This window comes from Bacillus sp. KNSH39 (assembly GCF_052656585.1).
This window is the reverse complement of record NZ_JBQXYO010000001.1, coordinates 2,628,187-2,650,981: the sequence shown is the minus strand read 5'-3', so window position 1 is coordinate 2,650,981 and position 22,795 is coordinate 2,628,187. Positions and strand designations below refer to the sequence as shown.

The 22,795-nt window shown below is 34.6% G+C and carries 25 protein-coding genes and 4 pseudogenes; 21 read left to right on the top strand and 8 right to left on the bottom strand.

The features are described 5' to 3' along the window. Nucleotides 1–186: 186 nt before the first annotated feature. From comGG to ACUL40_RS13480, 4 genes and pseudogenes are all read left to right on the top strand, one after another. A pseudogene (gene comGG / locus ACUL40_RS13495) lies at nt 187–319 on the top strand (competence type IV pilus minor pilin ComGG); the annotation flags it as partial. 174 nt (nt 320–493) lie between these two features. Continuing rightward, nucleotides 494–1,144, top strand: a complete 651-nt coding sequence (locus ACUL40_RS13490; RefSeq protein ID WP_000183861.1) for a 2OG-Fe(II) oxygenase — start codon at nt 494–496, stop codon at nt 1,142–1,144. Nucleotides 1,145–1,259: 115 nt separating this feature from the next. Continuing rightward, nucleotides 1,260–1,757 (top strand): shikimate kinase AroK, encoded by a 498-nt coding sequence (gene aroK, locus ACUL40_RS13485; protein WP_000836664.1) that lies wholly within the window; start codon nt 1,260–1,262, stop codon nt 1,755–1,757. 38 nt (nt 1,758–1,795) lie between these two features. Beyond that, nucleotides 1,796–1,996: a YqzE family protein gene (locus ACUL40_RS13480; RefSeq protein WP_000106083.1), complete on the top strand. Its 201-nt coding sequence runs from the start codon at nt 1,796–1,798 to the stop codon at nt 1,994–1,996. Nucleotides 1,997–2,259: 263 nt separating this feature from the next. Here ACUL40_RS13480 and ACUL40_RS13475 read toward each other — a convergent pair. Together ACUL40_RS13475 and ACUL40_RS13470 are read right to left on the bottom strand one after the other, a co-directional pair. Further along, a pseudogene (locus ACUL40_RS13475) lies at nt 2,260–2,364 on the bottom strand (IS3 family transposase); the annotation flags it as partial. Between the two features lie 247 nt (nt 2,365–2,611). Then, nucleotides 2,612–3,481 carry a helix-turn-helix domain-containing protein gene (locus tag ACUL40_RS13470; protein WP_001017515.1) on the bottom strand — a complete coding sequence of 290 codons (870 nt, stop codon included), beginning with the start codon at nt 3,479–3,481 and terminating at the stop codon, nt 2,612–2,614. 525 nt (nt 3,482–4,006) lie between these two features. Here ACUL40_RS13470 and ACUL40_RS13465 point away from each other — a divergent pair. The 11 genes from ACUL40_RS13465 to ACUL40_RS13415 all read left to right on the top strand — a co-directional run bounded on the left by ACUL40_RS13465 (nt 4,007) and on the right by ACUL40_RS13415 (nt 14,629). After that, nucleotides 4,007–4,882 carry a 50S ribosomal protein L11 methyltransferase gene (locus ACUL40_RS13465; protein WP_000562119.1) on the top strand — a complete coding sequence of 292 codons (876 nt, stop codon included), beginning with the start codon at nt 4,007–4,009 and terminating at the stop codon, nt 4,880–4,882. A gap of 10 nt (nt 4,883–4,892) precedes the next feature. Continuing rightward, complete coding sequence (locus ACUL40_RS13460; RefSeq protein WP_445422660.1) at nt 4,893–6,323, top strand: iron-containing redox enzyme family protein; 1,431 nt, start codon at nt 4,893–4,895, stop codon at nt 6,321–6,323. Beyond that, complete coding sequence (locus ACUL40_RS13455) at nt 6,314–6,643, top strand: Rieske 2Fe-2S domain-containing protein (protein WP_017560036.1); 330 nt, start codon at nt 6,314–6,316, stop codon at nt 6,641–6,643. Before ACUL40_RS13460 ends, ACUL40_RS13455 begins: the two co-directional genes overlap by 10 nt. A gap of 93 nt (nt 6,644–6,736) precedes the next feature. Beyond that, entirely contained in the window at nt 6,737–7,672 is a 936-nt protein-coding gene (locus ACUL40_RS13450) for an alpha/beta hydrolase (protein WP_000687286.1), read from the top strand. Beyond that, entirely contained in the window at nt 7,666–8,913 is a 1,248-nt protein-coding gene (locus tag ACUL40_RS13445; protein WP_000958346.1) for an ATP-grasp domain-containing protein, read from the top strand. Before ACUL40_RS13450 ends, ACUL40_RS13445 begins: the two co-directional genes overlap by 7 nt. Nucleotides 8,914–9,167: 254 nt before the next feature. After that, complete coding sequence (locus tag ACUL40_RS13440; RefSeq protein WP_077393172.1) at nt 9,168–9,818, top strand: bifunctional transcriptional activator/DNA repair enzyme AdaA; 651 nt, start codon at nt 9,168–9,170, stop codon at nt 9,816–9,818. Next, a complete protein-coding gene (locus tag ACUL40_RS13435; protein WP_000157105.1) occupies nt 9,808–10,356 on the top strand; it encodes a methylated-DNA--[protein]-cysteine S-methyltransferase in 549 nt (182 codons plus the stop codon). The genes ACUL40_RS13440 and ACUL40_RS13435 overlap by 11 nt, the downstream gene beginning before the upstream one ends. Then, nucleotides 10,349–11,062 (top strand): 2OG-Fe(II) oxygenase, encoded by a 714-nt coding sequence (locus ACUL40_RS13430; RefSeq protein ID WP_016125806.1) that lies wholly within the window; start codon nt 10,349–10,351, stop codon nt 11,060–11,062. The genes ACUL40_RS13435 and ACUL40_RS13430 overlap by 8 nt, the downstream gene beginning before the upstream one ends. 99 nt (nt 11,063–11,161) lie before the next feature. Further along, entirely contained in the window at nt 11,162–11,980 is an 819-nt protein-coding gene (locus tag ACUL40_RS13425; RefSeq protein WP_000151596.1) for an SPL family radical SAM protein, read from the top strand. 118 nt (nt 11,981–12,098) lie between these two features. After that, nucleotides 12,099–13,343 carry an MFS transporter gene (locus ACUL40_RS13420; protein ID WP_000655288.1) on the top strand — a complete coding sequence of 415 codons (1,245 nt, stop codon included), beginning with the start codon at nt 12,099–12,101 and terminating at the stop codon, nt 13,341–13,343. 14 nt (nt 13,344–13,357) lie between these two features. Next, complete coding sequence (locus ACUL40_RS13415) at nt 13,358–14,629, top strand: ATP-grasp domain-containing protein (protein ID WP_445422659.1); 1,272 nt, start codon at nt 13,358–13,360, stop codon at nt 14,627–14,629. A 65-nt stretch (nt 14,630–14,694) separates the two neighbouring features. Here ACUL40_RS13415 and ACUL40_RS13410 read toward each other — a convergent pair whose 3' ends face one another. Both ACUL40_RS13410 and ACUL40_RS13405 read right to left on the bottom strand, forming a co-directional pair. Then, nucleotides 14,695–15,387, bottom strand: coding sequence for a DNA alkylation repair protein (locus ACUL40_RS13410; protein WP_017560045.1), 693 nt, complete (start codon nt 15,385–15,387; stop codon nt 14,695–14,697). 41 nt (nt 15,388–15,428) lie between these two features. Beyond that, nucleotides 15,429–16,530: pseudogene (locus ACUL40_RS13405) on the bottom strand (DNA glycosylase). 148 nt (nt 16,531–16,678) lie between these two features. On the opposite strand from ACUL40_RS13405, the pseudogene ACUL40_RS13400 reads away from it, so the two are divergent. The 4 genes and pseudogenes from ACUL40_RS13400 to ACUL40_RS13385 all read left to right on the top strand — a co-directional run. Then, nucleotides 16,679–16,852, top strand: a pseudogene (locus tag ACUL40_RS13400) (Ada metal-binding domain-containing protein); the annotation flags it as partial. 169 nt (nt 16,853–17,021) lie between these two features. Next, nucleotides 17,022–17,126, top strand: a complete 105-nt coding sequence (locus ACUL40_RS13395; RefSeq protein ID WP_077393201.1) for an MGMT family protein — start codon at nt 17,022–17,024, stop codon at nt 17,124–17,126. 139 nt (nt 17,127–17,265) lie between these two features. Next, nucleotides 17,266–17,538, top strand: coding sequence for an Ada metal-binding domain-containing protein (locus ACUL40_RS13390; protein ID WP_000335142.1), 273 nt, complete (start codon nt 17,266–17,268; stop codon nt 17,536–17,538). Nucleotides 17,539–17,543: 5 nt separating this feature from the next. Next, nucleotides 17,544–18,137, top strand: coding sequence for a hypothetical protein (locus ACUL40_RS13385; protein WP_000034918.1), 594 nt, complete (start codon nt 17,544–17,546; stop codon nt 18,135–18,137). A 438-nt stretch (nt 18,138–18,575) separates the two neighbouring features. Here ACUL40_RS13385 and ACUL40_RS13380 read toward each other — a convergent pair whose 3' ends face one another. Both ACUL40_RS13380 and ACUL40_RS13375 read right to left on the bottom strand, forming a co-directional pair. Beyond that, a complete protein-coding gene (locus ACUL40_RS13380) occupies nt 18,576–19,208 on the bottom strand; it encodes a VC0807 family protein (RefSeq protein WP_001073110.1) in 633 nt (210 codons plus the stop codon). 140 nt (nt 19,209–19,348) lie between these two features. Continuing rightward, entirely contained in the window at nt 19,349–19,465 is a 117-nt protein-coding gene (locus tag ACUL40_RS13375; protein WP_001987222.1) for a hypothetical protein, read from the bottom strand. 73 nt (nt 19,466–19,538) lie between these two features. Here ACUL40_RS13375 and ACUL40_RS13370 point away from each other — a divergent pair, with 73 nt between their 5' ends. Together ACUL40_RS13370 and ACUL40_RS13365 are read left to right on the top strand one after the other, a co-directional pair. Continuing rightward, nucleotides 19,539–19,766 (top strand): hypothetical protein, encoded by a 228-nt coding sequence (locus tag ACUL40_RS13370; RefSeq protein ID WP_000032702.1) that lies wholly within the window; start codon nt 19,539–19,541, stop codon nt 19,764–19,766. A 97-nt stretch (nt 19,767–19,863) separates the two neighbouring features. After that, nucleotides 19,864–19,995 carry a hypothetical protein gene (locus tag ACUL40_RS13365; RefSeq protein ID WP_000064668.1) on the top strand — a complete coding sequence of 44 codons (132 nt, stop codon included), beginning with the start codon at nt 19,864–19,866 and terminating at the stop codon, nt 19,993–19,995. 35 nt (nt 19,996–20,030) lie between these two features. Here the strand turns inward: ACUL40_RS13365 and ACUL40_RS13360 are convergent, their stop codons facing one another. Together ACUL40_RS13360 and ACUL40_RS13355 are read right to left on the bottom strand one after the other, a co-directional pair. After that, nucleotides 20,031–20,828 (bottom strand): YqhG family protein, encoded by a 798-nt coding sequence (locus tag ACUL40_RS13360; protein WP_001183964.1) that lies wholly within the window; start codon nt 20,826–20,828, stop codon nt 20,031–20,033. Then, nucleotides 20,815–22,497 carry a DEAD/DEAH box helicase gene (locus ACUL40_RS13355; protein ID WP_001100040.1) on the bottom strand — a complete coding sequence of 561 codons (1,683 nt, stop codon included), beginning with the start codon at nt 22,495–22,497 and terminating at the stop codon, nt 20,815–20,817. The genes ACUL40_RS13360 and ACUL40_RS13355 overlap by 14 nt, the downstream gene beginning before the upstream one ends. Nucleotides 22,498–22,795 lie beyond the last annotated feature (298 nt).

Genomic DNA, 22,795 nt, shown 5'->3' with positions numbered 1-22,795 from the left:
AACAGTTTTTAAAACGGTATTTATACAAGACCGCCAATTATTTTGGGGGTCTTGTATTGAGGTTACTAAAAGAGATTACTAATTTGTAGAAGAAACTAATTTTTTCTTTTTACATGTTTCATGTAATTCATTCCGGAAATTCTATTAATATCATAAATGAATCTCGTTAAATAGACAATGTAAGCGAGTGGGAAGTACCGCCTTGAAAGTAATACGGTTTTCATTTCCTTGCAGTGTGAAACAAAACAAAAAAATTTATACGGTAGGTTTTCGGTATAGAAAAAAGGATGGGAAAATAGTCGATTGGATAGAAGGATAATATGTAAAATATATGTAAATAAACCAAGGTTTCCTATTGTAAATTAAATTGATTTTTTAGAAGAAATGGATAAATATAATGATTAAAAGTTTAAATTTTCTCAAAAAAGAGAAAGGTAGAAAGAATATGATATATTCATGCTATCCAATCATTATTTTTAGGGAGAATAGGGAAATGACAAACAACAATCAAATAGGTGAAAATAAGGAACAAACTATTTTTGATCATAAAGGAAATACGATTATGACAGAAGATAGAGAAATACACATTATTTCAAAATTTGAAGAACCTCTTATTGTCGTATTAGCAAATGTACTAAGTGATGAAGAATGTGATGAATTAATTGAAATGTCTAAAAATAAAATGGAGCGTTCTAAAATTGGTTCATCACGTGATGTAAATGATATTCGAACAAGTAGCGGTGCATTTTTGGAAGATAATAAACTTACTTCAAAGATTGAAAAACGAATTTCATCTATCATGAATGTTCCTGCGTCGCATGGTGAAGGATTGCACATTTTAAATTATGAAGTGGATCAACAATATAAAGCACACTATGATTATTTTGCGGAACATAGTAGATCAGCTGCTAACAATCGTATTAGTACGCTTGTAATGTACTTAAATGATGTAGAAGAAGGCGGGGAAACGTACTTCCCGAAATTAAATCTTTCTGTACACCCTAGAAAGGGAATGGCAGTATACTTTGAGTATTTTTATCAAGATCAATCACTAAATGAGCTTACGTTACACGGAGGGGCACCTGTAACGAAAGGAGAGAAATGGATTGCAACGCAGTGGGTGAGAAGAGGTACTTATAAGTAAAAGCGAGTGTTACGTTTTGTTCTTCATAGTATAAGAACAAAACGTTTTTTTATTAAACAAAGTAGCATCTTTCGTTATAATAACAATTAATAAATGACGATTGAGAGGACAGAAAATGAAATCTATATACATAACCGGCTACATGGGAGCAGGGAAAACAACAATTGGAAAAGCGTTAAGTCAAGAACTTCAAATGGATGTTGTAGATACTGATCAAAAAATCGAAGAGAAGCAAGAGAAGGCAATTCGAAATATTTTTGCCGAAGAAGGCGAAATGGCTTTTCGGGAATATGAAAGCGAAATGTTACGTTCGCTACCAGTCCATAATGTCATTATTACAACTGGTGGGGGAATTATTGAACGAGCGGAAAATCGCAAGTGGATGAAAGAGAACGGAACTGTCGTGTATTTATATTGTGATCCGCATGTAATTGCAGAAAGGCTTCGTGAAGATACGACACGTCCACTATTTCAAAAGAAAGATATAGATGCATTTGTAACGAAATTTGAATCACGCCGAGCTTATTATGAAGAGGCTCACATTCATATCGATACGACAAATAAGTCTGTAAAGCAAATTATGAATGAATTAAAGGAAAAGATTAATGTATAAAAAAGTGGACATACTAATCAAGTAGAGGTGATGATAATATGTCTACTAATGATTATGTTCGCTTTGTGACGCAGCAGTTTGTGTCGTATATGGATGCTCCAAAAGAAGATCGAAAACAAAAGAAAGAACAACGCCGTGCTGAAAAAGAGCCATTTATGAATAAGTGGTTTGGTGTTATGCCGCTGAGTGCTGCTTTGTTTTACCGAAATGTAAAAAGTAAAAGAAAAAAATCAAGTTAATTATTTTTTACGAGTTTTTACGGTGAAAATATATTGGATCCTTTTGTGATAAGTATATGGGATGAAAAATTCCTAGTGCAATAAGGAAAGCTACTGAAAAAATTCCTCGGGATATTATTTTTAGCGGCTTTTCTATTTGCTATAGAAGGTTTTTTATATGGGAAAATATTATCTATGCCAATGAAATTAAACAAGATTAATGGCTATATGAAAAGTTATGTATTTATTTAATCTGGGTCCTTTGTAAAGGACAATAAAAAAAGTTAGGCGGCAGTAAGAAGATGGTTTCTGTATCCAACAGGAATCATCTTCTTTAAATTTCACTGATATCTATGCTGGTTATAGTATTTCATATAATCTTTAAATTCTTAAGATGAATTAAGAATAGTATAATATCCGCTATCATATACTAATAAAATGTTTTCATTCGATAGTTACGTAACGAATCTCGTATTAGGCATGGTGACACAATATCGCATACATACCATTTGAGAGAGTGGGTCTGGAAACTTGGGCTCTCGAACGGAAGAACTTTCTAGGGGCATTGGATTGGATGAGTTCGGGATATGTTCGTTTCCAACAATCCAGTTCAAATATAGCTTTCTACGAGACTATTTATTCGTCATAGTATTTCTTATGCTCTTTTTTCATTATTTCAATTAGGTCTAATCTATCATAGGCCTTAAAAAAATATATCGCTTTATCGAAACAAGCTTTGATTTCATCAAAATGAAAATGTAACCCTTCTTTACATTCACCCAAAATGTAGTAAAGTGGTCCGATTACAACGGACTTACCAGATATTTTTGCCATAGAAATAGCTTTTTCTGATATTTCTATCCCCTTCTTAAATAATCCGTTTCTTTTAAGAGCATTTGCATAATTATATAGAACAATTACCTTGAAATTTTCATCAGTGTATATAAAATTGTCCTCTATAATTTTCTCATAGTTTTTAATGGCTTGTTGGAGCATTCCAGCGCTTAAGTAAACCGTAGCAATCGAGCTCTGTACATCTAAAAATAAATTTCGGTCTGAAAAGTAAGTGTCTTTACTTTCTAGTATTTCTTGTAGCTTTGCTATACATTGTTGGTACCGTATTTTTCCTAATTTATACTCGGAAATTGCTTCCACCCATTTCAAGAAGCAAACATAGTCAACATCGGAATTGTAAGCTTTGAGCTCATTTTTGCTAATTTGGAGAGCTTCAGGATACAAACCTTGCCCGACTAAATAGCGTAATTCTTTCTTTTTATTTGTAATATGTTGAAAATTTTCAGTACGAAAGCTTTCCAGTAAGTATTCGAGGGGAACTTCCAAACGATTGGCAATTATTAATAAAGTATCGATTGACGGTAAGACTAATCCATGTTCGATTCTACTTATGAAAGATTGTCCTCCAATCCCATCCCCTAGTTCAGATTGTGATAGTCCCCTTATTTTTCTTATTCTACGAATTGCTTTTCCGTGAGAAGCAATGTTCATTTATTTCACTCTCCTATTAGAAATATGCAGAATTTGCATAAAACTGAGTTTAAGAGTGGTTTATTATAAAAATGTACTTCCGAAACCACCAACTACAGTTTGTTTTAAGTTAACAATTCATTCTCCTAGTATACTTTGCGAGCACTATAGGAGAACTGGTCATAAAAGGTAGATTATAAGAATAATAACCTTCAACTATTTCGGACGTACAAATTAACTTTGCAGGAGGAAATCGATGAAAAAGGTAGCATTAATTCTTTGTTTGGTAGCAATCTTAGGCGCTAGTAATACAATTGAAAATGAAAATCTAGCAGATATGCCCGAAATATTTGCAACTACAAAAATCGATGGATAAATAAAATAGATATTTTGTGAAAAAATAATATATTCAACCTTGAAACTGAAGATTTAAGGTTAAATATGTAGCTGAATTTGAGTTTGAATTTGTTTTTTAAAATAATAGTTTATATTAATTTATCATAATTATTAGAATAATGCAAAAAACAAAAGGAGGTAGTTTTAAACATGATCGCGACCATAAGTAAGAATCGTACTTTTCCAACGTGGCATTTCTCTATGTTATCGGATAGGATAAGAAACAATACTATATTTGAAGGAATTTCTAGGATGGATGTGGAAGGTAAAACGGTTTTTGAAATCGGTACAGGTGCAGGGTTGATAGCTCTCCTTTTTGCAAGACAAGGAGCAAAAAAGGTAGTAACTTGTGAAGTGAATGAAGAACTAGCCGAACTAGCGCAGTATAACATAGATAAAGCAGGATTTTCTGATATTGTGACCGTTGTAAACATGAAATCATCTGAATTAATTGATAAAAAGATATTGGATTTTTCACCAGATATTATATTTACTGAAACGTTCGATTGTGGGGTTATTGGAGAAGGTTATCGTGAAATATCCAAAGATATCCAACGCATTTCAAACGATAAAACAATTGTTCTTCCAGGACTTGTTACACAATATGGATGTCTTGTAAACAGCGAAGATATGTTTGGCCTAAACAGTGTACAGGATGACATATTAGGGTTCGATTTATCGTCTATTAATCAGTATAGTTCACAATGTTACTTCCCAGTAAAAGCTAGTGTATATAACTTTGAATCCATGTCAGAAACCTTTGTATTGCGCCCATATGATTTTAAACAGGGCGATGTTAAAGTCACGCATATAGATATAAATCCAAGTGTGGATTCAGTTTGTCACGGTGTTTTATCTTACTTTGTTATGGACTTTAATGGAGTCCGTGTTTCCAATGACGTAAGTGATGTATCTCATTGGCATCAAGCTTTTCATCCTTTTGAAAAACCTATTTTTCTATCTAAAAATAATAGCTACAAATTAATGGTCGATTTAAATAATAAGATAACTATTATACAAAACTAGGAGTGTTATTATGGAATATAAAAAATCTGTACTAGAACCAAAAATTACTGATAATTTTGGAGACAATGCGCTAGCAAAGGATGCATTGTTATATTTTTGCAATTCCCCTTTGTTCTACGATAATGACAATAGATATGAAGAAAATTTCTATGGTAGACGCATAAGACCGCATGTTCTAAAGCATATAAACTTTGATGAACCGTTGGAGCTTAAAGATATGCTTTCGTATTCTTCTTTTGCAGCAAATAGAGCTTTATTTTCTATGAATGATACTAGCTTTTTATACCTTCCTACTAAAGGTGATTTATGCTATACAGACTTCAACGATTTTTATGATGATAAAAGATTGGCAGCAGCTGGTGTTGCCATACCGTATCTTGAAAATTATTTATTCTCGTTTTTGAATGATGAAATTAAAGTGTCAGATAATTGGAATCTAAAATTAGTTGAAGATTATTTTAACGACTATATTAATTCTATGTATGACCAAAAGACCATGGATTCTGCGGAGAGTATTAAAAATAGTATTGATAAAAAAAATGCAGCACAAGATTGGCTACTGCAGCTAGCCCCAGACTTTTTAATAGAATCATCTCCTATGGCTAGATATTCATCAGGTAATTATGGAGAAATGGGGAGCGCATTATTTCGTATAATAATAGACGAATTAGGCTATGGAGATCACAAACAAAGACATTCTACATTATTTGAAAAAACGCTTGAGTCAGCAGGTCTAAACAATGTACCGCATTATTATTGGCAATACTATCTTAATACTAGTCTACTTTTAGCAAACTACTACAATATGATTACAAGAAATAAAAGAAATATATTTAGGTACATAGGTGCAATATTTTTGGCAGAAACGTCGTTTATAGTTAGCTGCAAGATTTGGTTAGATGCATTAAAAGATGCACTACCAGATATGTTTGAAAATTATTTTAAGGAACATTGCCATATTGATACTCATCATAGTAAAACGGCGTTTGATGATCTTGTTAAACCAGCTATAGAAAAATACGGCACAACAGCTGCCGTTGAAATTGTAAGAGGATTTGAAGAAGCGAGATTTTTAGGCGAATTAGCAGAAAAGGACTTTGCTGATCAAATAGAATGGAAAGATAAGGCATCATACTACAAAAATGCCCATGATATCATTTTCACGAAGGTAAAAGAAGGTTGCAGTAGTGGTAAAGTTACAGTTGGACGGTTTGTTGAACCTAAGGGTGAATTATCTATAACACATACACATGATAACGACGAGCTATGTCATATCGTCTCTGGCGAGATGGAGTTTCTAAATGGATTTGGTAAATCAACTATACTCAAAGCAAACGAAGGTACTATAATCAAGGCAAATAGGTTACACGGTGCTTTAATTGTTTCTGATGAATGCGAGTACGAAATATATTCGATAGGTGATTTAAACCAATGGCTGTAAAAATATTTAGAGATAATATACAGAATTTTCATATTTCTTTTCCGGATGAAAACAAAGGAGTCTACTGTGAAATACTAGGTGATAAACCTAAGATTATTAACAATCAATGTAAACACAGAGGTGGACCAATTCATTTGTGCAAGATTGATCAAGACAACAAAAGAAGATGTATATGGCATAATTTGGTGATAAATAAACTAGAAACGTGCAACTTTGTAGGGGTTGTTTACATCAAAAGCATGAAAAAGATTACCGTTGTGGCTGATTACAATGGCAATAATTGGCCAGTTAGTTTTACAAGTTCTAATATAAATATTTAGATTTAAGTGAAATTATTGGTATCACATTAACTAATATTGTGTGTAAGAAACACTATTTGAAAATATAAATTTAAGAAAGAAGGAATGTAAAACATGAAAATCGACTCTAAACCACAATACGCACCTGGAATATCTGAGTTTATTGATAAAGTAAATTCAGTATACCCTCCAGATTCTTACAAAAAAGATGTAAGTATACAGAGAGCTCTTTACTCCGAATTGGGGGAGGCATTTCCGGTGCCTGAGGTTACAGATGTAAGCAGCAGAGACGTTATCGTCCCACACTTTAACGTAGAAAAAAAAATGCGGATATATACACCAAAGAATATTAAAAAAGATGGGATTTTGGTATACATCAGAGGGGGCGGGTTTGTATTAGGGAATTTAGAGACTCACGATAAACTTGTTGCTGAGCTCTGCAGTAATACAGGATTGGTCACAATAGCAGCAGATTTTAGAATGTCTCCAGAAAGTAAGTTCCCATCTGCATTAGAAGATTGTTATGACATTATTAACTATATATCTCTCAATAAAGAAGTGCTGAATTTAAAAGGAAATATAGTATTATGCGGCGAAAGTTCTGGGGCTAATATGATAGTTTCCCTGTGCATGTTATGTAGGGACAGAAATGGTCCTTTAATTTCAGGACAGGCACTAATAAGTCCTCTATTAGATTTTCATAGATGGAAACACGGTGGCGAGGATGCACCTTTACTTACAGGTGGAGAAATGGAATTTTATACGTCATGTTACGCAAACCAGGATGAACTGATTAACGTATTCGTTTCACCTTTAATAAACGGAAAATTTCATAACCTACCGCCTGCCTATATCATGGGAGCTGAAGTTGACTCATTATTAATAGACAGTGTGGAATACCATAACAGACTACAAGAAAATAATATACAATCCGAGCTTGTTATTGAAAAAGGACTAACGCATGCAGCGGTAAGGGCTAGAGGGGTATCGCCTGACGTTCATGACTCATGGATAAGGTTTTGTAAAAAAGCCTATGATTTAACATGTTAACTACAAATAAAGATGTAATTATAGTTGTTGATCCATATTCATCAGGAGCCTTGTACGCAGAAGCGCTAAAATCTTTTGGCCTGTGTCCTATTGCATTGATGTCTACAGTAGAACCGTTAGAAAACTATAAATCATCTTTAAAACTACATGAATTTTTTGATGTTATTGTTAATGATGGTGATATAAACAAGCTAGTAGATACTATTAAAAAATTAAATCCAAAGTGTATAATCGCAGGGGCTGAGCCTGGTGTTGAACTGGCAGAAACCTTGGCAAGTATAATAACTCCATCATTTTCAAATGATAAGCACTTAATAGAAGTAAGAAGACATAAAGGGAACATGCACAAGGCTTTAGTGTCGAATAATTTACCAACCATAAATCAGATATGTACAAATGACATCACTGAGGTTGAGAACTGGTTAGAAACAATCAAAAACAAGGATATTGTAATAAAGCCCCCTAAAAGTGCTGGTACAGATGGAGTAACGAGGGTTAAAAATGGAGATGACTGGAAAGGAGTCTTTAATGACCTTCTTGGAAAAATGAATAAATTAGATATAGTAAATGAAGAGTTAGTAGTACAAGAATACGTAGTAGGCGTCGAATACGTAGTTGATTTTTTCAGCTATGAAGGTAATCATGTAGTGTGCGATATATGTAGATATAAAAAGATTGATAATGGAAATTTAATGGCGATATATGACTATATGGAGTGGGTTTCTGCAGAAGAGATAGACTATGAAAATATAGTAGAATACGCTAAACAAGCTCTAGACGCAATTGGTATAAAATTTGGGCCATCACACCTTGAGCTTATGTTAACTGAAGACGGACCGAGATTGATTGAGGTAGGAGCAAGGCTACATGGGGGAGGTCACCCTAATTTTTGTAGAATAGCAACAGGTGATAGTCCACTAGACAAAACAGTGCGATATCTGGCAGGTTGCTATGAAGAAGTATCAAAAGACTATACGTTAAATACAAATGTAACCATTGTATTTTTAGTATGTAAGAAATCTGGATTTGTTAAAGATATTTCAGTGTTAGAAGATATAAAAAACTTACCTAGTTATCACTTTTCTTCTATGAATATACAAGAAGGGCAATATATAGAGCAAACAAAAGACTTATTTGATAGCTTCTCTATCGGATTTGTTGCACTGTGTCACAAAGACAAGGGACAAATTGAATCAGACTATATAAGTATAGTGAACGCTGTAGACAAAGCCTTAAATTAATCAAAACCACCCGTCATGAGCGGGTGGTTTTAATGATACAACAAATGATCTGCTCCAAGTGTATATTTGTGACAAGTTAAATTTAAACCTGATACTTGGCTTCATAGTTTTTTCATCTTCTCCAATCATATGAATCAGGATACATATAATTACGCAACAACTCGCCATTGTAATTTCGTTATCTTGCTATTACATTTCGAAATGCTTACAATACAGGATTTCGAGGTTTATACTGAATCTAGAGGTGATTCAAAATGAAATACAATTGGAAAATGAATCCGAACCAAACTAATCAACAACCAGACTCTGACAACCCACTTCTACCCATCCCTGTTTCTGATGAACAATGGCAGGCTGTTGTTGATAATGATGCTTCTTATGACGGACATTTTTTTTATGCAGTGAAAACAACAGGGATTTTTTGTCGCCCTTCTTGTAAATCAAGGGTACCAAAAAGAGAAAACATTGGCTTTTTTGAAAATACTAAACAAGCACTAGCCGCAAATTTTCGTCCCTGCAAACGGTGCAAGCCAACCGGGCAAAGAATGCCCGATGAAGAGTGGATTGCCTTCGTAACTGAATATGTGGATAGCCACTACGAGGAAAAATTGACGCTTGAAGTCCTTGCGCTTCTGAGTCATGGAACCCCTTATCACTTGCACAGAACTTTTAAAAAAATCAAGGGCATGACCCCAGTGGACTACATCCAACATGTTCGAATAGAGAAGGCGAGAATGTTATTGACTACTTTGGATGACCCAGTTTCTCAAGTTGGTGAGTCTGTCGGACTTTCCAATACACCATATTTTATCACGCTGTTTAAGAAGAAAACCGGACAAACGCCGGAAGCTTACCGTAGACAGCAAAAACAATACTTGAAGGAGGTGTTTTCAAATGGCATCTAAAAAAGGAAGTTCTCTCTATTGGTCCTTGTTTTCTTATGAAGACTGGAAGATGTACATTGCCGCAACAAATAATGGCCTATGTTTTGTTGGGTCGCAAAATCAGCCATTCGAAGAATTGGTGAAATGGGCAAATCATTACTTTCCTGGAAACGACCTGATTCAAGATGACGAAAAATTGCAACCCTTTGCAGATGAGTTTGTTGAATATTTTCAAGGCAAGATTAATCGGTTCACCATTCCAATCTTTTATCACGGCACACCTTTTCAGGAAGCGGTATGGAAGGCACTATGTGATATTCCGTACGGCCAAACTCGATCTTACTCGGATATTGCTCAACAAATTCAAAAACCGACTGCAGTTCGGGCCATTGGGAGGGCTATTGGAGCGAACCCAATCCTCATTACTGTTCCATGCCATCGTGTTATCGGAAAAAATGGATCGCTAACGGGCTATCGTGGCGGAATGGAAATGAAAACGCAATTGCTGGAACTTGAACGAGGCTTTACAAACAGTGGGAAGGAGTTGCAACATGTCTGACCAGCATATAGTATCTTTAGCCAAACTCAATTGGGCTGATCTACATCAAATGCTTGACACACAGGGGTACGCCAAGCTGCCGTCCCTTCTAAATGCGGAATCATGTGCATGTCTAATCCAAGACTATGAAGACGAATCCCTATATCGCAAGACCATCGACATGAAACGATATCGTTTTGGAATCGGGGAGTACAAATATTATCATACGCCTCTTCCTGATCAGTTACAACAAATCCGTGATAACTTGTACCCAGAGTTAGCCAAAGCGGCAAATCGCTGGCTGGAACAGTTAAATAAATCACCCGAATACCCAGAAACCCTGGAAATGTTTCTTGATCAATGTCACCAGGCGGGGCAGAAACGACCTACCCCGCTAATTTTGAAATACGAAGCAGGGGGCTACAATTGCCTCCATCAGGATTTGTACGGGGATATCTTCTTCCCTTTTCAAGTTGTGTTTACTCTGAACCAACAGAACGAAGACTATACAGGCGGTGAATTTTTACTCGTTGAACAACGACCACGGGCACAGAGCAGAGGTCATGTCATTACGCTTAATCGAGGTGAAGGTCTCATTTTTCCAACTCAATATCGACCGGTATTGGGTGCGCGTGGATATTACAAGGTGGCTCTGCGACACGGCGTTGGTACCGTCAATTCGGGAATGCGGTATAGCCTGGGGGTTATATTTCATGATGCGAAGTAAACCCAAACTCAAATTACATCTTTATAAGCATGTAACAATCCTGAATTGCTGCTTCTTCTTCAATCCATACGCCAGATATGATTTAGTAGGTGATTGGGGATGACAATCGAATATTTATATAAAACGCCCAAAACACTGCTGAATAAGGGAACTGGTTTTTTGTCCGGTTATAGTCATTCGTTGAATCCCTATACGGGATGTGTGTTCGCCTGCTCGTATTGCTATGTGCGGCAAATGCCTGTCTCCATTTTCCGTAACTCGGAATGGGGGACATGGGTAGATATTAAAAAAGATGCTGCACTCACATTCCAAAAAGAATTGCTTAGAGCTAAGGCCAAAGGTCCAGTCACCATCTTCATGTCATCCAGTACGGACCCTTATCAACCAATCGAACACAAGGAGAAAATTACGCAGTCTTTACTGGAAATTATGGTGGATAATCCCCCGGACTTCTTGCTTGTTCAAACACGTAGCCCACTTGTCCGCAGGGATATAAAGATGCTGCAACAGTTAGGAACAAAAGTTCGGGTGAGTATGACAGTAGAGACCGATAGGGAAGATATTCGCAAGCATTTTACGCCATATGCTCCCCCTATTCCAGCAAGACTTAAAACACTCCAACTGCTTGCTGAACTCGGTATTCCTGCACAGGTTGCCATCGCACCCATATTACCAAGTAGCGAGCGGTTTGCAGAAATATTGCGCCCCTTGGTTAACCGAGTATGTATTGACGATTACTTTATGGGGGACGGCAGCGGTGGTAAACGAACAAGCAGGATGGGCTTACAAGCCTTATATAGAAGTATAAAAATGGAAGAATGGTATCATCCATCCGTCTATCAATTGGTTTATAAACGAATGCGGCAGTATTTTTCGGAAGATGAACTTTTCATTAGCCAGAAGGGTTTCGAGCCCTAACGTTATAATAGGTTTCAAATTTTTTGTGGTATAGACATTAGATAAAAAATAGGTCTTGCCTGATCTTACTTATATCGTAAACCTAGTAGTTTATAATATTAATTAATGGGGGGTTATTATGAAAGATAGCAAACGTTTTAATTTTCACAAACTTTGGCTAGGACAATCAATAAGTTTGTTAGGTACCCAGCTTACAATGGTAGCTTTACCTCTTTTTGCATTAGAGGTGCTACAAACAAGCGAGGCAAATGCTGCCATGCTTCGTGGGGTTATATTTGTACCCTACCTAATTTTCGGGTTAGTAGCCGGTGCTTTGATAGATATCTTTCATAGAAAAAATGTTTTGCTAATTTGTAGTATATGTCAAGGAGTATTATTTTTATCAGTATTCATACTGACTGTAACAAATATTTTAACGTTCCCTTTATTAGTTTTTATCATGTTTTTAAATGGAATATTTACTACATTTTATAACATTGCTGTTCCTTCTTTCTTACCGGAAATAGTAACAGATAAAGACAAGTTAAAAAAAGGAAATGCCCAACTAGCTCTTTCGGAGTCTCTTTCTGTAGTAATTGGTCCTATGCTAGCAGGAATCATCATTACTCTATTTGGATTAACAGGCTCTTTCACTATTGACGCAGTAACGTATTTTGTTTGTTTTGCATTTGTACTATTTATTTCAAAGTTTAAACCACATACAGATGGATCTTTAAAAGACGTAAATATAAAATCCATATACCAAAACATATATGAAGGCTTGGTATATTTTAAAAAACACCCTGTATTGGAACCAATTGTAACCTGTGGCGCTGTTTACGGTTTTTTTAAATACATACTAAATAGTATTTTAGTAATATTCCTGTATAAGGTAATGGGTCTATCTGAACTTGAAATAGGGTTTGTTGTAGGCTCAGCAGCAGTGGGATTTTTAATAGGCAATACAGTTCTCATGAAAAAAAGTCAACAAATTAATAATACAAAAATGCTTATTTATAGCGCTACTGTATCAGTTACTGGTTTGGCCTTTATACCGATAATGGGATATATGGGAACCGTTTACGGTATAGTAGCTGCAAGTATCATACATGGTATGGGAGAAGGTGTATTTGGCCCTTACGCTGCAACCATACGACAACTTGCCTCACCAAATCACATGCTAGGCCGAGTAAATGCTGTACAACGTACGCTGAATTGGGGGGCTTGGGCATTAGGAAGTTTTGCTAGTGCATTTTTAGTTTCTATATTTGGGCTTCAAACTACGTTATTCATAGGAGGATTCGGAACAACATTGTGTTTAGTGGCCTTGTTAAGACGTGGCGTATCAAAAGGAAATGACATTGAATATACGAGTTCATTTTAGAGGAGATGATTATGATGTATAAGGTATCAAAAGGAAATGACATTGAATATACTACACCACACATTTTATTTATAGGGGGATGGACAAAGCCAATACAAGATGCTTTAGACAGTGGATATACTGTTTCATATATAGGATCTTACGCTAAACATATATATTTCGATGGAACTATCTTAGAAAAGTGTTACTATAAAAAAGAAATAGACACAACAAACATACCCCTGTCTGTATACTATGCTGAAGAATTATTCAAAGAGAAACCATTTGATATGGTTATATCTTTCAACGAAACAGCCTTAGATACGGCTTGCATAATCGCAAAGATTTTTAATGTTAAGGGACCTTCTTACAATGCCAATTTGATAACGCGCAATAAAGACATGATGCGTGAAATGCTAGCAGGCAAAGACTTTTCGATAGACTCGAAAGTTTGCAATACTATTGAAGACATTAATGAATTTTTGAACAAAAAAGATAGTATTATAATAAAGCCTCCGATTGGCGCAGGTGGTAAAGGAGTATCTAAGCTAGATACGGAAGATGATGTAGGGGTATTTATTAAAGATAACGGTATTCAACTACCGGTTTTAGTAGAAGAGTACGTTGAAGGTGATGTAGTTTATACGGTCGAAACCGTTTCTTATAACAAAAAACATTCTATACTAGCTATATCAGCTGAAGTATTTAAAGAAGATACGTTTATAATAAACTATACTATTATGCCAGCACCTATAGACGAATCTCAAAAACAATTAATTATGGAGAAAGTAATGCTATTTTTGGACGACATGCAAATGGAAAACGGCATTACTCATACAGAAATAAAGATAGACAAACACAATAAACCAAGAATCATAGAGTCTCAAGTTAGAATAGGTGGCGGAAATATTTGGAAAATGGTGGAGCTAACAACGGGCATATCTCAATTTGGATACTATTTTGATACGTTAGCTACTGAGACTATAGATGAATTTAGATGTGTACCTTCAAAATGTCAAGCCATGTCTTTAAGCTTGATTCCAAAACCAGGTTGCTTAAAAGAAATCAAGTATAAAGAGTTAGCTAACATGTCCGAGGTTGTATTAATTGATCTATTAGTAAAAGAGGGCGACATCATACCAACCATTGTAGACAGTACTCAACGTAAAGGAAGTATATTATTTATGGCTAATGATATAGAACATATGTATGAAATCGCAGATAAAATATGTAACAATATAACGTTTGTTTATCAAGACTTGTCAGAATGGAAACCTTCTTTTGTCCATTGCAAGAAAACAGAATAAAAAGAAAATAAAAAACACAGGAAAAATGCTTTTTCTGTGTTTTTTTTGCAGTCATTATTTTTAATTTATTTAAAGTGTTTCCGTTTCATACTACGAATGAGAGCTTTCGTTTCTTTATCTACACGATAAGATTCTGTAATTTTTTGCAAAGCTTTATTATAAGTGAAATCATCGAGAGTATTATGTTTTAAATAGTCCAATGTTAAATCGGGGAACTTTATATAGCAGATAGACACCGCCCAAGCAATAGCCATTTTTGCGTAAAAACCATTATGTTTTGTGTTATCGAGTAGAGTTAGAACTTTACTAATATATCCATTTTCAATATAAAAGTCTAAAAGCATAACTACGCCAAATCGAACTTCATATTCATTTTTTGATGAAAGATAAGACTGTAAAAATTCCCATACAGCCTCTCTATGTTCTTTGGTAAATTTAAGTCCTATGCAGAAACTATCGCAAACTGACCAATTATCTATTTTGGGTATGAAAGAAGCTACATAAGATAATTGGTCATTAATATCCGTTTTAACATAGCCAATAACCATACCTTGTAACATAATTTCCTCAAAATATTCATCTTCGGCTGTTTTTAGATAAGTACGCCAATCATCCTTTGCAATCTTCTTTGCTATTTTACGTAATTCGGGTAGTCGAACACCCAAAACATTATCAATATTAGGTATGAGTGCTGCTGAAAATTTTTGATATTCTGGATCGATAAGTTCAAAAATTTGTGTTCTAATTGTATTTTTCATCCGTATCCTCCTGATATTTAACTATGGTAGAAAATGATATATCAATATAGGGTTCTCCATAAATAAAACGTTGCATAGGATTCCCAATTTGTCCAAGTGGTAGCATATTCTTTAATTTCTTTTTTTGTTGGTTTTGTTTCAGATCCTGTGAGTAGCTTAATTACATTATGCAAACCGACATCATCGATTGGAAAAGCAGTAGGAAACCGCAAGCATCGCATTAGAACGTAATTCGCTGTCCATGGACCAATACCACGAATTCTAACTAAAAGTTTTTCAGCTTTTTTATGGTCATTAGTATGTAACAAGGATTGTTTTGTTAATTTTCCGTCTACCATAAGTTGTGCAACACCAATCAAATACTCACATTTCTTTATGGTCATTTTTAATGGAAGTAAATCTTCGACAGTCAATTTAGCAATCTTTTGTGGCAGTGGGAAAATCAAATATTTATTTCCATTCCACATGTTCACCAAAATTTTCTACTAAACGTCTTTTCAATGTATACGCATAGGTGAGGGTGATTTGCTGTCCAAGAATTCCCCAACATAAGGCTTCAAATAAATCGGGAATTCCCATATTACGTAAGCCATAGTGCTCTTTGATAGGCGTATTTAATAATTTATCTTTTTCAGCTAAAACATAAAAGGGAGATAGATTAGTGTCTAAATCAAACCATTCACGTACAAAACTAGCAACCGTCGCACGAATCCATTTTGGTTGTATAACTGTATTATTTATAAAGCGTATAACAAGATTATCTTCTTCGTCCGCGCTAATTTCAATTAATGGTTTTTCTTGTTCTATAGATAATATACGATAGATCTTATCATCTTTAATGTCATACATACATTCATTTGGAGAACGTTGTAGGTATTGTAAGTTCTCTTTGAAAGCAAATTCCTTAGGCACGAATAATTTTATCTCTTGCTCAAAATCTTGCCAAGAACCATGTGGGAGAATGGAACAACAATTTTTACAAGGGAGATAGCCAGAATGCATAACCTCTTTTCTAGATTTGAATACTGTGATATTTTGTTCTTTTTGTACATTTTCACACCATGGAAAGCAATATATTTTACTAGTTATATCACCTATAAAATATGGAGCATCCCATTCAGTATTGTTAATATACTTTTTCATCAAATTCCTCCTGTTTTTTCATACATAACTCTAATATATTTTTATCATAAATTTCTTTTATTTGATTTTGTAATCTTGCTCTTATATTCCCAAATCCGTACAAATGATGAATTCTGGGTTTATACTAGTTTTCCATGGAGGTGATTACATGAGAAAACAAAATAAGCCAACAGTTGTAAATGCAATAGACGAAATCAATTTAACTGATGAGAGATGGTGGGCTATCATACAAAATGATGCATCATACAATGGGGAATTTTATTACGCAGTAAAAACAACAAAGCTTATTTGTCTTTCATCCTGTAAGTCACGTATTCCAAATGGAGTATGTATATTGCCACTACTAAAAGAGAGTTATGTTGGCTCACTTAATGAATCTTTGTATAAGCTTACAAATTGGATTGAAACGAGACTTCTAAATGATGTTCTAATTCAAAAAGATGAAAAGTTAAAGCTATATGCCGAGGAATTAATCGAATGTCCAAAATAAAATACGTTATGGGAAAACATACTCATATACAGACATAGCAAACCGTATTAAAAAACCTTATACCGTTCGCGCCATTGGAGAAAATCCAGTACTGGTCACCATGTAGTCGGAACAAATGGTTCATTAACAAGGTATAGAGGAGGGGAACAATGAAGGAGACGCTGTTAGATCTGGAACGGAATAATAAGTAGTGGAATTTTTACGAAAAATACAAAAAACATTAAATTAGAAGAGTGGTTTGTTACATGTGCAAGAAAAAAATATATATTCTTATGGATTCAAATAGAGATATTTATACTAGTGATATACCTGGGACTCTAGGGGGATACCGCCGAGGCAAGTTATATGGAAAACTAGATTGCCCCTCAGCGTTACGTGCAATTGCGCAGGGAGGATATATAAAATACCGAGTATTTTTTTCTGATGAAAAAACAGCAATTGCAGCTGGATATCGTCCATGCGCAGTTTGTTTACCAGAAAAATATGCGCAGTGGAAAAACACTAAAAAAAAGGAATGATAAGAATGTCTAAGATAAAACGTTACTCTTTTTCTCCTTTGATTGAGAATACAGAAAAATCAATTTTAAAACAATTGAAATCTCTAATTCCACAAAAAGAAATAGAAATGGGTACGTTGATGAATTTACTTACCTCCGTCCATCCACCAATTGAATCCATTACAATTGGTCATGGGAGAGATAATGTCTCGAAAGAGATAGCCTATGCTATAGCTGAATTATGGGAAACAAAAGGAGGAAGCGAAGGAAAGGGAGGCTATGTACTAAATATAGTAGACTGGCCTGAAGAGGCTGCTTCATGGTTACGTCCAGCAATACGTTTCACAAATGGGGAACCTGATGCATGGATTGTTACAGGGACTTTGTTAGGCTGGATTCAAATGTGTCGTCGATTATATAAAGATACAAATTGGAATGCACAAAGAACCTTTAGTTTCTCATCATTAGCCACCCCTCACATGTTAAAATTTGCAGGAGAGTCAATTGATGGACTATCTATTCTTGAAGGAATGCGTGGTAGTCTACCCTACGGCGGAATGTGGTATATAGAAAATGGAAAGATTCATAAAAATTTTGAAAGTAATATCACATATAAATAAAAATGAAAAATTTTTATAATAAATTATTAAAATAAATAATTAATACGTTATAATTTTAAATAATTATTAAACGTTATAATTTGTAAATAGTGGAAAAGGAAAATGTGTTGATGGTTATAAAAAAGTGCCTCCAATAGAAAAAATTTGCGAAGCACATAGTGGATGATAGGGTAAATTTACAAGACGGAATTGCAAAAATTCTATTTTCTGATGAAAAAAGAATATATCGTAACATGGAAATAGAATGGAGAATTTATAGGGTATGAAAAAAGCTTCAAAAAAGGAATTTTGCCAAATAAGACTATTTTTATAATGAAAGAAAAAGAATAAAAAATAATAAGAAAGAGATGACTTTCTGTTCAAACTTGAACGGAAAGTCATCTCTATTCGTTACACATATGTTTTTCTGTGGCCTCCAATAAGGAACTAGTTTTTTTTCTATTGTACAGACTCTTTTTCCTCAGTAACGGCATGTATTTTATTGTTCACCCATACAAATCCTATTCCGATACAAATAGAAATGCCCCAGCCTACAGCGGTCATAATCGCTCTCATTTCACCATAGCCATCTACACCAAAAACAGAGATGAAATAAATTTTTAAAAAGCTTTTTAATATAAATTGCAGCCCGAAAAATAACGTTAAATATTGCAGTGCTGGATATATACGACTATCACGATACAGTTCACGACTTTTATCGCGGTCATGGCCTTGCAGCGCTGCAATATCCGCAGCGAAATATAACATGAGTGGTTTTTTTATGAAAATTGTACAGATGACGATAATACCGAGTACGATGTGATAATATGCATCATTCCACAACATTCGTTCAGCTGAACCAGATAATAAATCTACCGTTGTATTAGAAATGAGTGTAATTAAAATAAAGAACCCTGTCACGTTAAACTGTTTTTCTTTTTTAAAGGTATACAGTGTATAAATAATCCCCGGAACAGAGGAAAGTAACATCGCGTAATAAGGATCGATATAAGGTTTTGCAAATTTCCAAATGAGGAATGGGATTACGAGATAAAAGACAAGATCTAATATAGCTTTTTTATTTTGATTCATACAAAGCCTCCTTAAGTCATACATATATTTTATAATATAATTTCTGAAAATTGTATAAGGTTTAATGGGAAAAGAAAAAATATATCAATTTTCGAGGGGTTAGTAGATTGAAAAAATTGCCCCTAGCGTAGTAAGTTTTTTTAGTATATAATAAAGGAAACGCTTTCATTTTTAATTTGTTCACAAAATGGACGGAAAATCACATATTTACTATCGATATGTTGCTTTATAATGAAACTAATTAAATATACATGCATACAATATTGTGAAATAAATAACATAAATAATCTATATAAATGTAAACGTTATCAAAAGAGAGAGGTGGAGACAATGAGTAAATTTTTCTTCAATCATAATCCAGCAACAGTAGAGGATGGAAGGCTTGTTAAATATGCTGAAATTATTTATGGAGAAGGTGGCCGTTCTGTATTAGAAAATTTAATGGTGAAGGCATCTATCAGATTGCGTGATCGTTATCCGAATAAATCTGACGAGCAGATCTCGAACCTAGTAAATAAAGGCATCCATGATATGTTTCAAAAATATGTGAGCGAGTAAGAGTGGCCAATGGCTGCTCTTATTTTTTTGTATAAGGATTGTAACTCTAGCTGAAAATAAACATGTATTCTGAAAAACGTAAAAAGGAGTGGGAAAGATGAGCAATGGAATTGGACGTTCGAAAGAAAATCTTCCAACTGATGCAAATCATGTGAGCGCGAAGGATCGTGCGTATCAAAAACGCATGGCAAAGCAAAAACAACAAGAGCGTAATGAGGATAGAGAGTAACTCGAAATAAAGCTCCTTCTAAAGCAGAAGGAGCTTTATTTTGATAGAAAATGATTCGCGGTAACATAAAAGAGTCCACCGTTAATAATTTGCACTGTAATACGTGGTTCATACTGTTCTTGCAGAGCTTGTTTTTCAATTTCATAGCTCTCAGGAAGTTCGTCACTTTCTTCATAAAAACGGTTTAAAAGGTCTAAATCATGATTCCAACGCACTCTTGCTTCTTTTGCCCACGTATGGTCATCTTCTGCAATTATATTTTTTAAAGCGTCTTCTATACGTTGTAAACCACTTTGAGGTTTAATGATGGGCGAGAGCGTAAAACAAAAATCAGGTATTTTTGGTGTAAGTTTAATGTTTGTTAATGTTTCATGAAAGTTTGCCATCATTGTTCCAGAAATGAGATGAATGCCAATCGAGTGAAGGATGTCTTTTTTTCGATCACATTGATAGGAAACTTTTATATTAATACCGAGCCAAGGGTGGAGCGGTGTATGTGTTGCCCCATTATGTCTTACATCCTCATATAAACGTATGTAAGAGCCTAATTCTTTTGTCGTTTGGAAAATTTGATGTAGACGTGGTGAACCGTAGTGAATAAGCTCACCATCATTTTCTTCATTTTCTGGATTTGTAATAAGAGTAAGGCGCATCGGATTCGGTACGCCTCCTGTTTTCTCAAGATAGTGCCAATAAAAAGGGCGATTCATTAATAATTTATCCATCTCAATTGTTAACTGTACATCTAATAAATGAGGAGAACGTTCTAAAATTTCACAGTTATTCGCCTCAAAGAAATTGTATAAGTAATTATGAATTTCATGTTGCTGCATAGCCTTGCACCTCAGCTTCATTTCGTTTCGCAAAGTCGATTATAGATGTTAAGTTTTCCATCTTAATTCTAATTTCACCTTCGCTTTTTGATTGCGCGAAAATTTCTTGAATGTGCGCGTCGATGTTTTTCATATTAATTCTCGTTAAAATTTCATCGAGTTCACCGATAACACGCTCGAATAAGTTGATTTTTTCATATAACAGTTTCAGAATATGTTCTTCAACAGTATGCTTTGTAGCTAAGTTATAAATATGAACATCATTCTTTTGACCGAGACGGTGAATACGTCCGATTCTTTGCTCAAGACGCATTGGATTCCATGGCAAATCATAATTGATCATATGGCTACAAAACTGTAAGTTAATGCCTTCTCCGCCAGCTTCCGTTGCAATTAACACTTGGGCACGATTTTGGAAAAGTTCCTTCATCCAATCTTTCTTCCCGCGTTTAAATCCGCCGCGGAATGGGACAGAAGAAATACCGTGTTGTTGTAAAAACCATTGTAAGTACATCTGTGATGCTCGGTATTCCGTGAAAATGACGACTTTATCGTCAATTTCTTTTATAAGCTCTAGAGCTTTAGTTGCTTTCGAGTTGAAAGGAATATGATTAATTTTGTCCATTAGCACATCGATATGTGGATCTTTTATATAATGTTCGTTTTCTTTCTGTCTTTTTTCTACATGCTTTTTCAATGAATAGTAAACAGCCTCACGACTACTACACGCTTCCCGTTTTAACGTTAACGATGAGAAAGCAGATGTGAAGGCGTCTTGTCCTCGCCAATTTTCGATATCATTATATAGAGCTTGTTCTTGTTCATTAAACTCAACAAAAATTGTACGTACATGTCTCTTCGGCCAATCGATACCGGTATTATGTCGTCTATTTCGCACCATTACTTTATTAATGAGAGCTTTTAAGTCTTCATCTGATTCGGCTGAGCGATTTTTGGAAGCGTAATATTCTTCAAAGTTGGATTGATTGCCTAAATGTCCTGGTTTTAATAAAGAAACAAGGTTAAAAATTTCATCAATCTTATTTTGAACAGGAGTAGCGGTTAGTAATAAACAAAACTTCTTTTTTAATCGTTGTGCAAATTCATAGTTTTTTGTTTTATTATTTTTCAGTTTATGTGCTTCATCGATAATAATAAGGTCATATTCTAAGTTCAACACGATATCGCGATGTGGTGAACGTTTTGCAGTATCAATTGATGATACGATTACGTCAGCTTGTTCCCATGAGTAGCTTTTCTTTTGTGCTACAGCGGGAATGAAAAACTTTGTATTCAGCTCGTATGCCCATTGTGATACGAGAGAAGCTGGGACAAGTATAAGTACCTTTTTCACGAGCCCGCGGACCATGTATTCTTTCAAAATAAGTCCAGCTTCGATTGTTTTTCCAAGGCCTACTTCATCTGCTAGAATCGCTTTACCATTCATTTGTTCAATCACATTTTGAGCGACTTCTAATTGATGCGGAAGCGGTGTGAAATGGGATAAATGTTTCGGTGCTTGTAGTCCATCAAAAGTAGGAACAAGTAACGATTTTTCTGTTTCATAAGCTAAGTGATATAAATCCCAGTTTGTCCAAGGACCATCTTCGTCAATTCTATTTAAAAAATTGTTTTGCCACGTCCGATCTACGGAAATATCGACATTCATTACAACTCTCCCACCTTTTATAAACTAAAGTAATTATTTTTTAATGTATGATGATTTACCTTAAAAGAAGGCATAATTATCGTTATTAAAGGCTATATGATAGACAATAATAAAGTATTAAATCTCAAAAGCTGTATTTATTGTGTTTTAACATAAAAAATTCTAAATTATTTTTTATGCTAGAATATTGATGAAATATAGCGAATGATGTTAGGATAATGGTGTGAAATGTGTGGAATCTTTCGTATTTTATCCAAGAAAGTGATTTTTTATTTACGCTTTCATAAAAAAATATAAT

What these genes read in the sequence shown, in the direction of transcription:
- ACUL40_RS13490 (WP_000183861.1), top strand. Translation starts at nt 494, where the DNA reads ATGACAAACAACAATCAAATAGGTGAAAATAAGGAACAAACTATTTTT.
- aroK (WP_000836664.1), top strand. Translation starts at nt 1,260, where the DNA reads ATGAAATCTATATACATAACCGGCTACATGGGAGCAGGGAAAACAACA.
- ACUL40_RS13480 (WP_000106083.1), top strand. Translation starts at nt 1,796, where the DNA reads ATGTCTACTAATGATTATGTTCGCTTTGTGACGCAGCAGTTTGTGTCG.
- ACUL40_RS13470 (WP_001017515.1), bottom strand. Translation starts at nt 3,481, where the DNA reads ATGAACATTGCTTCTCACGGAAAAGCAATTCGTAGAATAAGAAAAATA.
- ACUL40_RS13465 (WP_000562119.1), top strand. Translation starts at nt 4,007, where the DNA reads ATGATCGCGACCATAAGTAAGAATCGTACTTTTCCAACGTGGCATTTC.
- ACUL40_RS13460 (WP_445422660.1), top strand. Translation starts at nt 4,893, where the DNA reads ATGGAATATAAAAAATCTGTACTAGAACCAAAAATTACTGATAATTTT.
- ACUL40_RS13455 (WP_017560036.1), top strand. Translation starts at nt 6,314, where the DNA reads ATGGCTGTAAAAATATTTAGAGATAATATACAGAATTTTCATATTTCT.
- ACUL40_RS13450 (WP_000687286.1), top strand. Translation starts at nt 6,737, where the DNA reads ATGAAAATCGACTCTAAACCACAATACGCACCTGGAATATCTGAGTTT.
- ACUL40_RS13445 (WP_000958346.1), top strand. Translation starts at nt 7,666, where the DNA reads ATGTTAACTACAAATAAAGATGTAATTATAGTTGTTGATCCATATTCA.
- ACUL40_RS13440 (WP_077393172.1), top strand. Translation starts at nt 9,168, where the DNA reads ATGAAATACAATTGGAAAATGAATCCGAACCAAACTAATCAACAACCA.
- ACUL40_RS13435 (WP_000157105.1), top strand. Translation starts at nt 9,808, where the DNA reads ATGGCATCTAAAAAAGGAAGTTCTCTCTATTGGTCCTTGTTTTCTTAT.
- ACUL40_RS13430 (WP_016125806.1), top strand. Translation starts at nt 10,349, where the DNA reads ATGTCTGACCAGCATATAGTATCTTTAGCCAAACTCAATTGGGCTGAT.
- ACUL40_RS13425 (WP_000151596.1), top strand. Translation starts at nt 11,162, where the DNA reads ATGACAATCGAATATTTATATAAAACGCCCAAAACACTGCTGAATAAG.
- ACUL40_RS13420 (WP_000655288.1), top strand. Translation starts at nt 12,099, where the DNA reads ATGAAAGATAGCAAACGTTTTAATTTTCACAAACTTTGGCTAGGACAA.
- ACUL40_RS13415 (WP_445422659.1), top strand. Translation starts at nt 13,358, where the DNA reads ATGTATAAGGTATCAAAAGGAAATGACATTGAATATACTACACCACAC.
- ACUL40_RS13410 (WP_017560045.1), bottom strand. Translation starts at nt 15,387, where the DNA reads ATGAAAAATACAATTAGAACACAAATTTTTGAACTTATCGATCCAGAA.
- ACUL40_RS13390 (WP_000335142.1), top strand. Translation starts at nt 17,266, where the DNA reads ATGTGCAAGAAAAAAATATATATTCTTATGGATTCAAATAGAGATATT.
- ACUL40_RS13385 (WP_000034918.1), top strand. Translation starts at nt 17,544, where the DNA reads ATGTCTAAGATAAAACGTTACTCTTTTTCTCCTTTGATTGAGAATACA.
- ACUL40_RS13380 (WP_001073110.1), bottom strand. Translation starts at nt 19,208, where the DNA reads ATGAATCAAAATAAAAAAGCTATATTAGATCTTGTCTTTTATCTCGTA.
- ACUL40_RS13375 (WP_001987222.1), bottom strand. Translation starts at nt 19,465, where the DNA reads ATGCATGTATATTTAATTAGTTTCATTATAAAGCAACATATCGATAGT.
- ACUL40_RS13370 (WP_000032702.1), top strand. Translation starts at nt 19,539, where the DNA reads ATGAGTAAATTTTTCTTCAATCATAATCCAGCAACAGTAGAGGATGGA.
- ACUL40_RS13365 (WP_000064668.1), top strand. Translation starts at nt 19,864, where the DNA reads ATGAGCAATGGAATTGGACGTTCGAAAGAAAATCTTCCAACTGATGCA.
- ACUL40_RS13360 (WP_001183964.1), bottom strand. Translation starts at nt 20,828, where the DNA reads ATGCAGCAACATGAAATTCATAATTACTTATACAATTTCTTTGAGGCG.
- ACUL40_RS13355 (WP_001100040.1), bottom strand. Translation starts at nt 22,497, where the DNA reads ATGAATGTCGATATTTCCGTAGATCGGACGTGGCAAAACAATTTTTTA.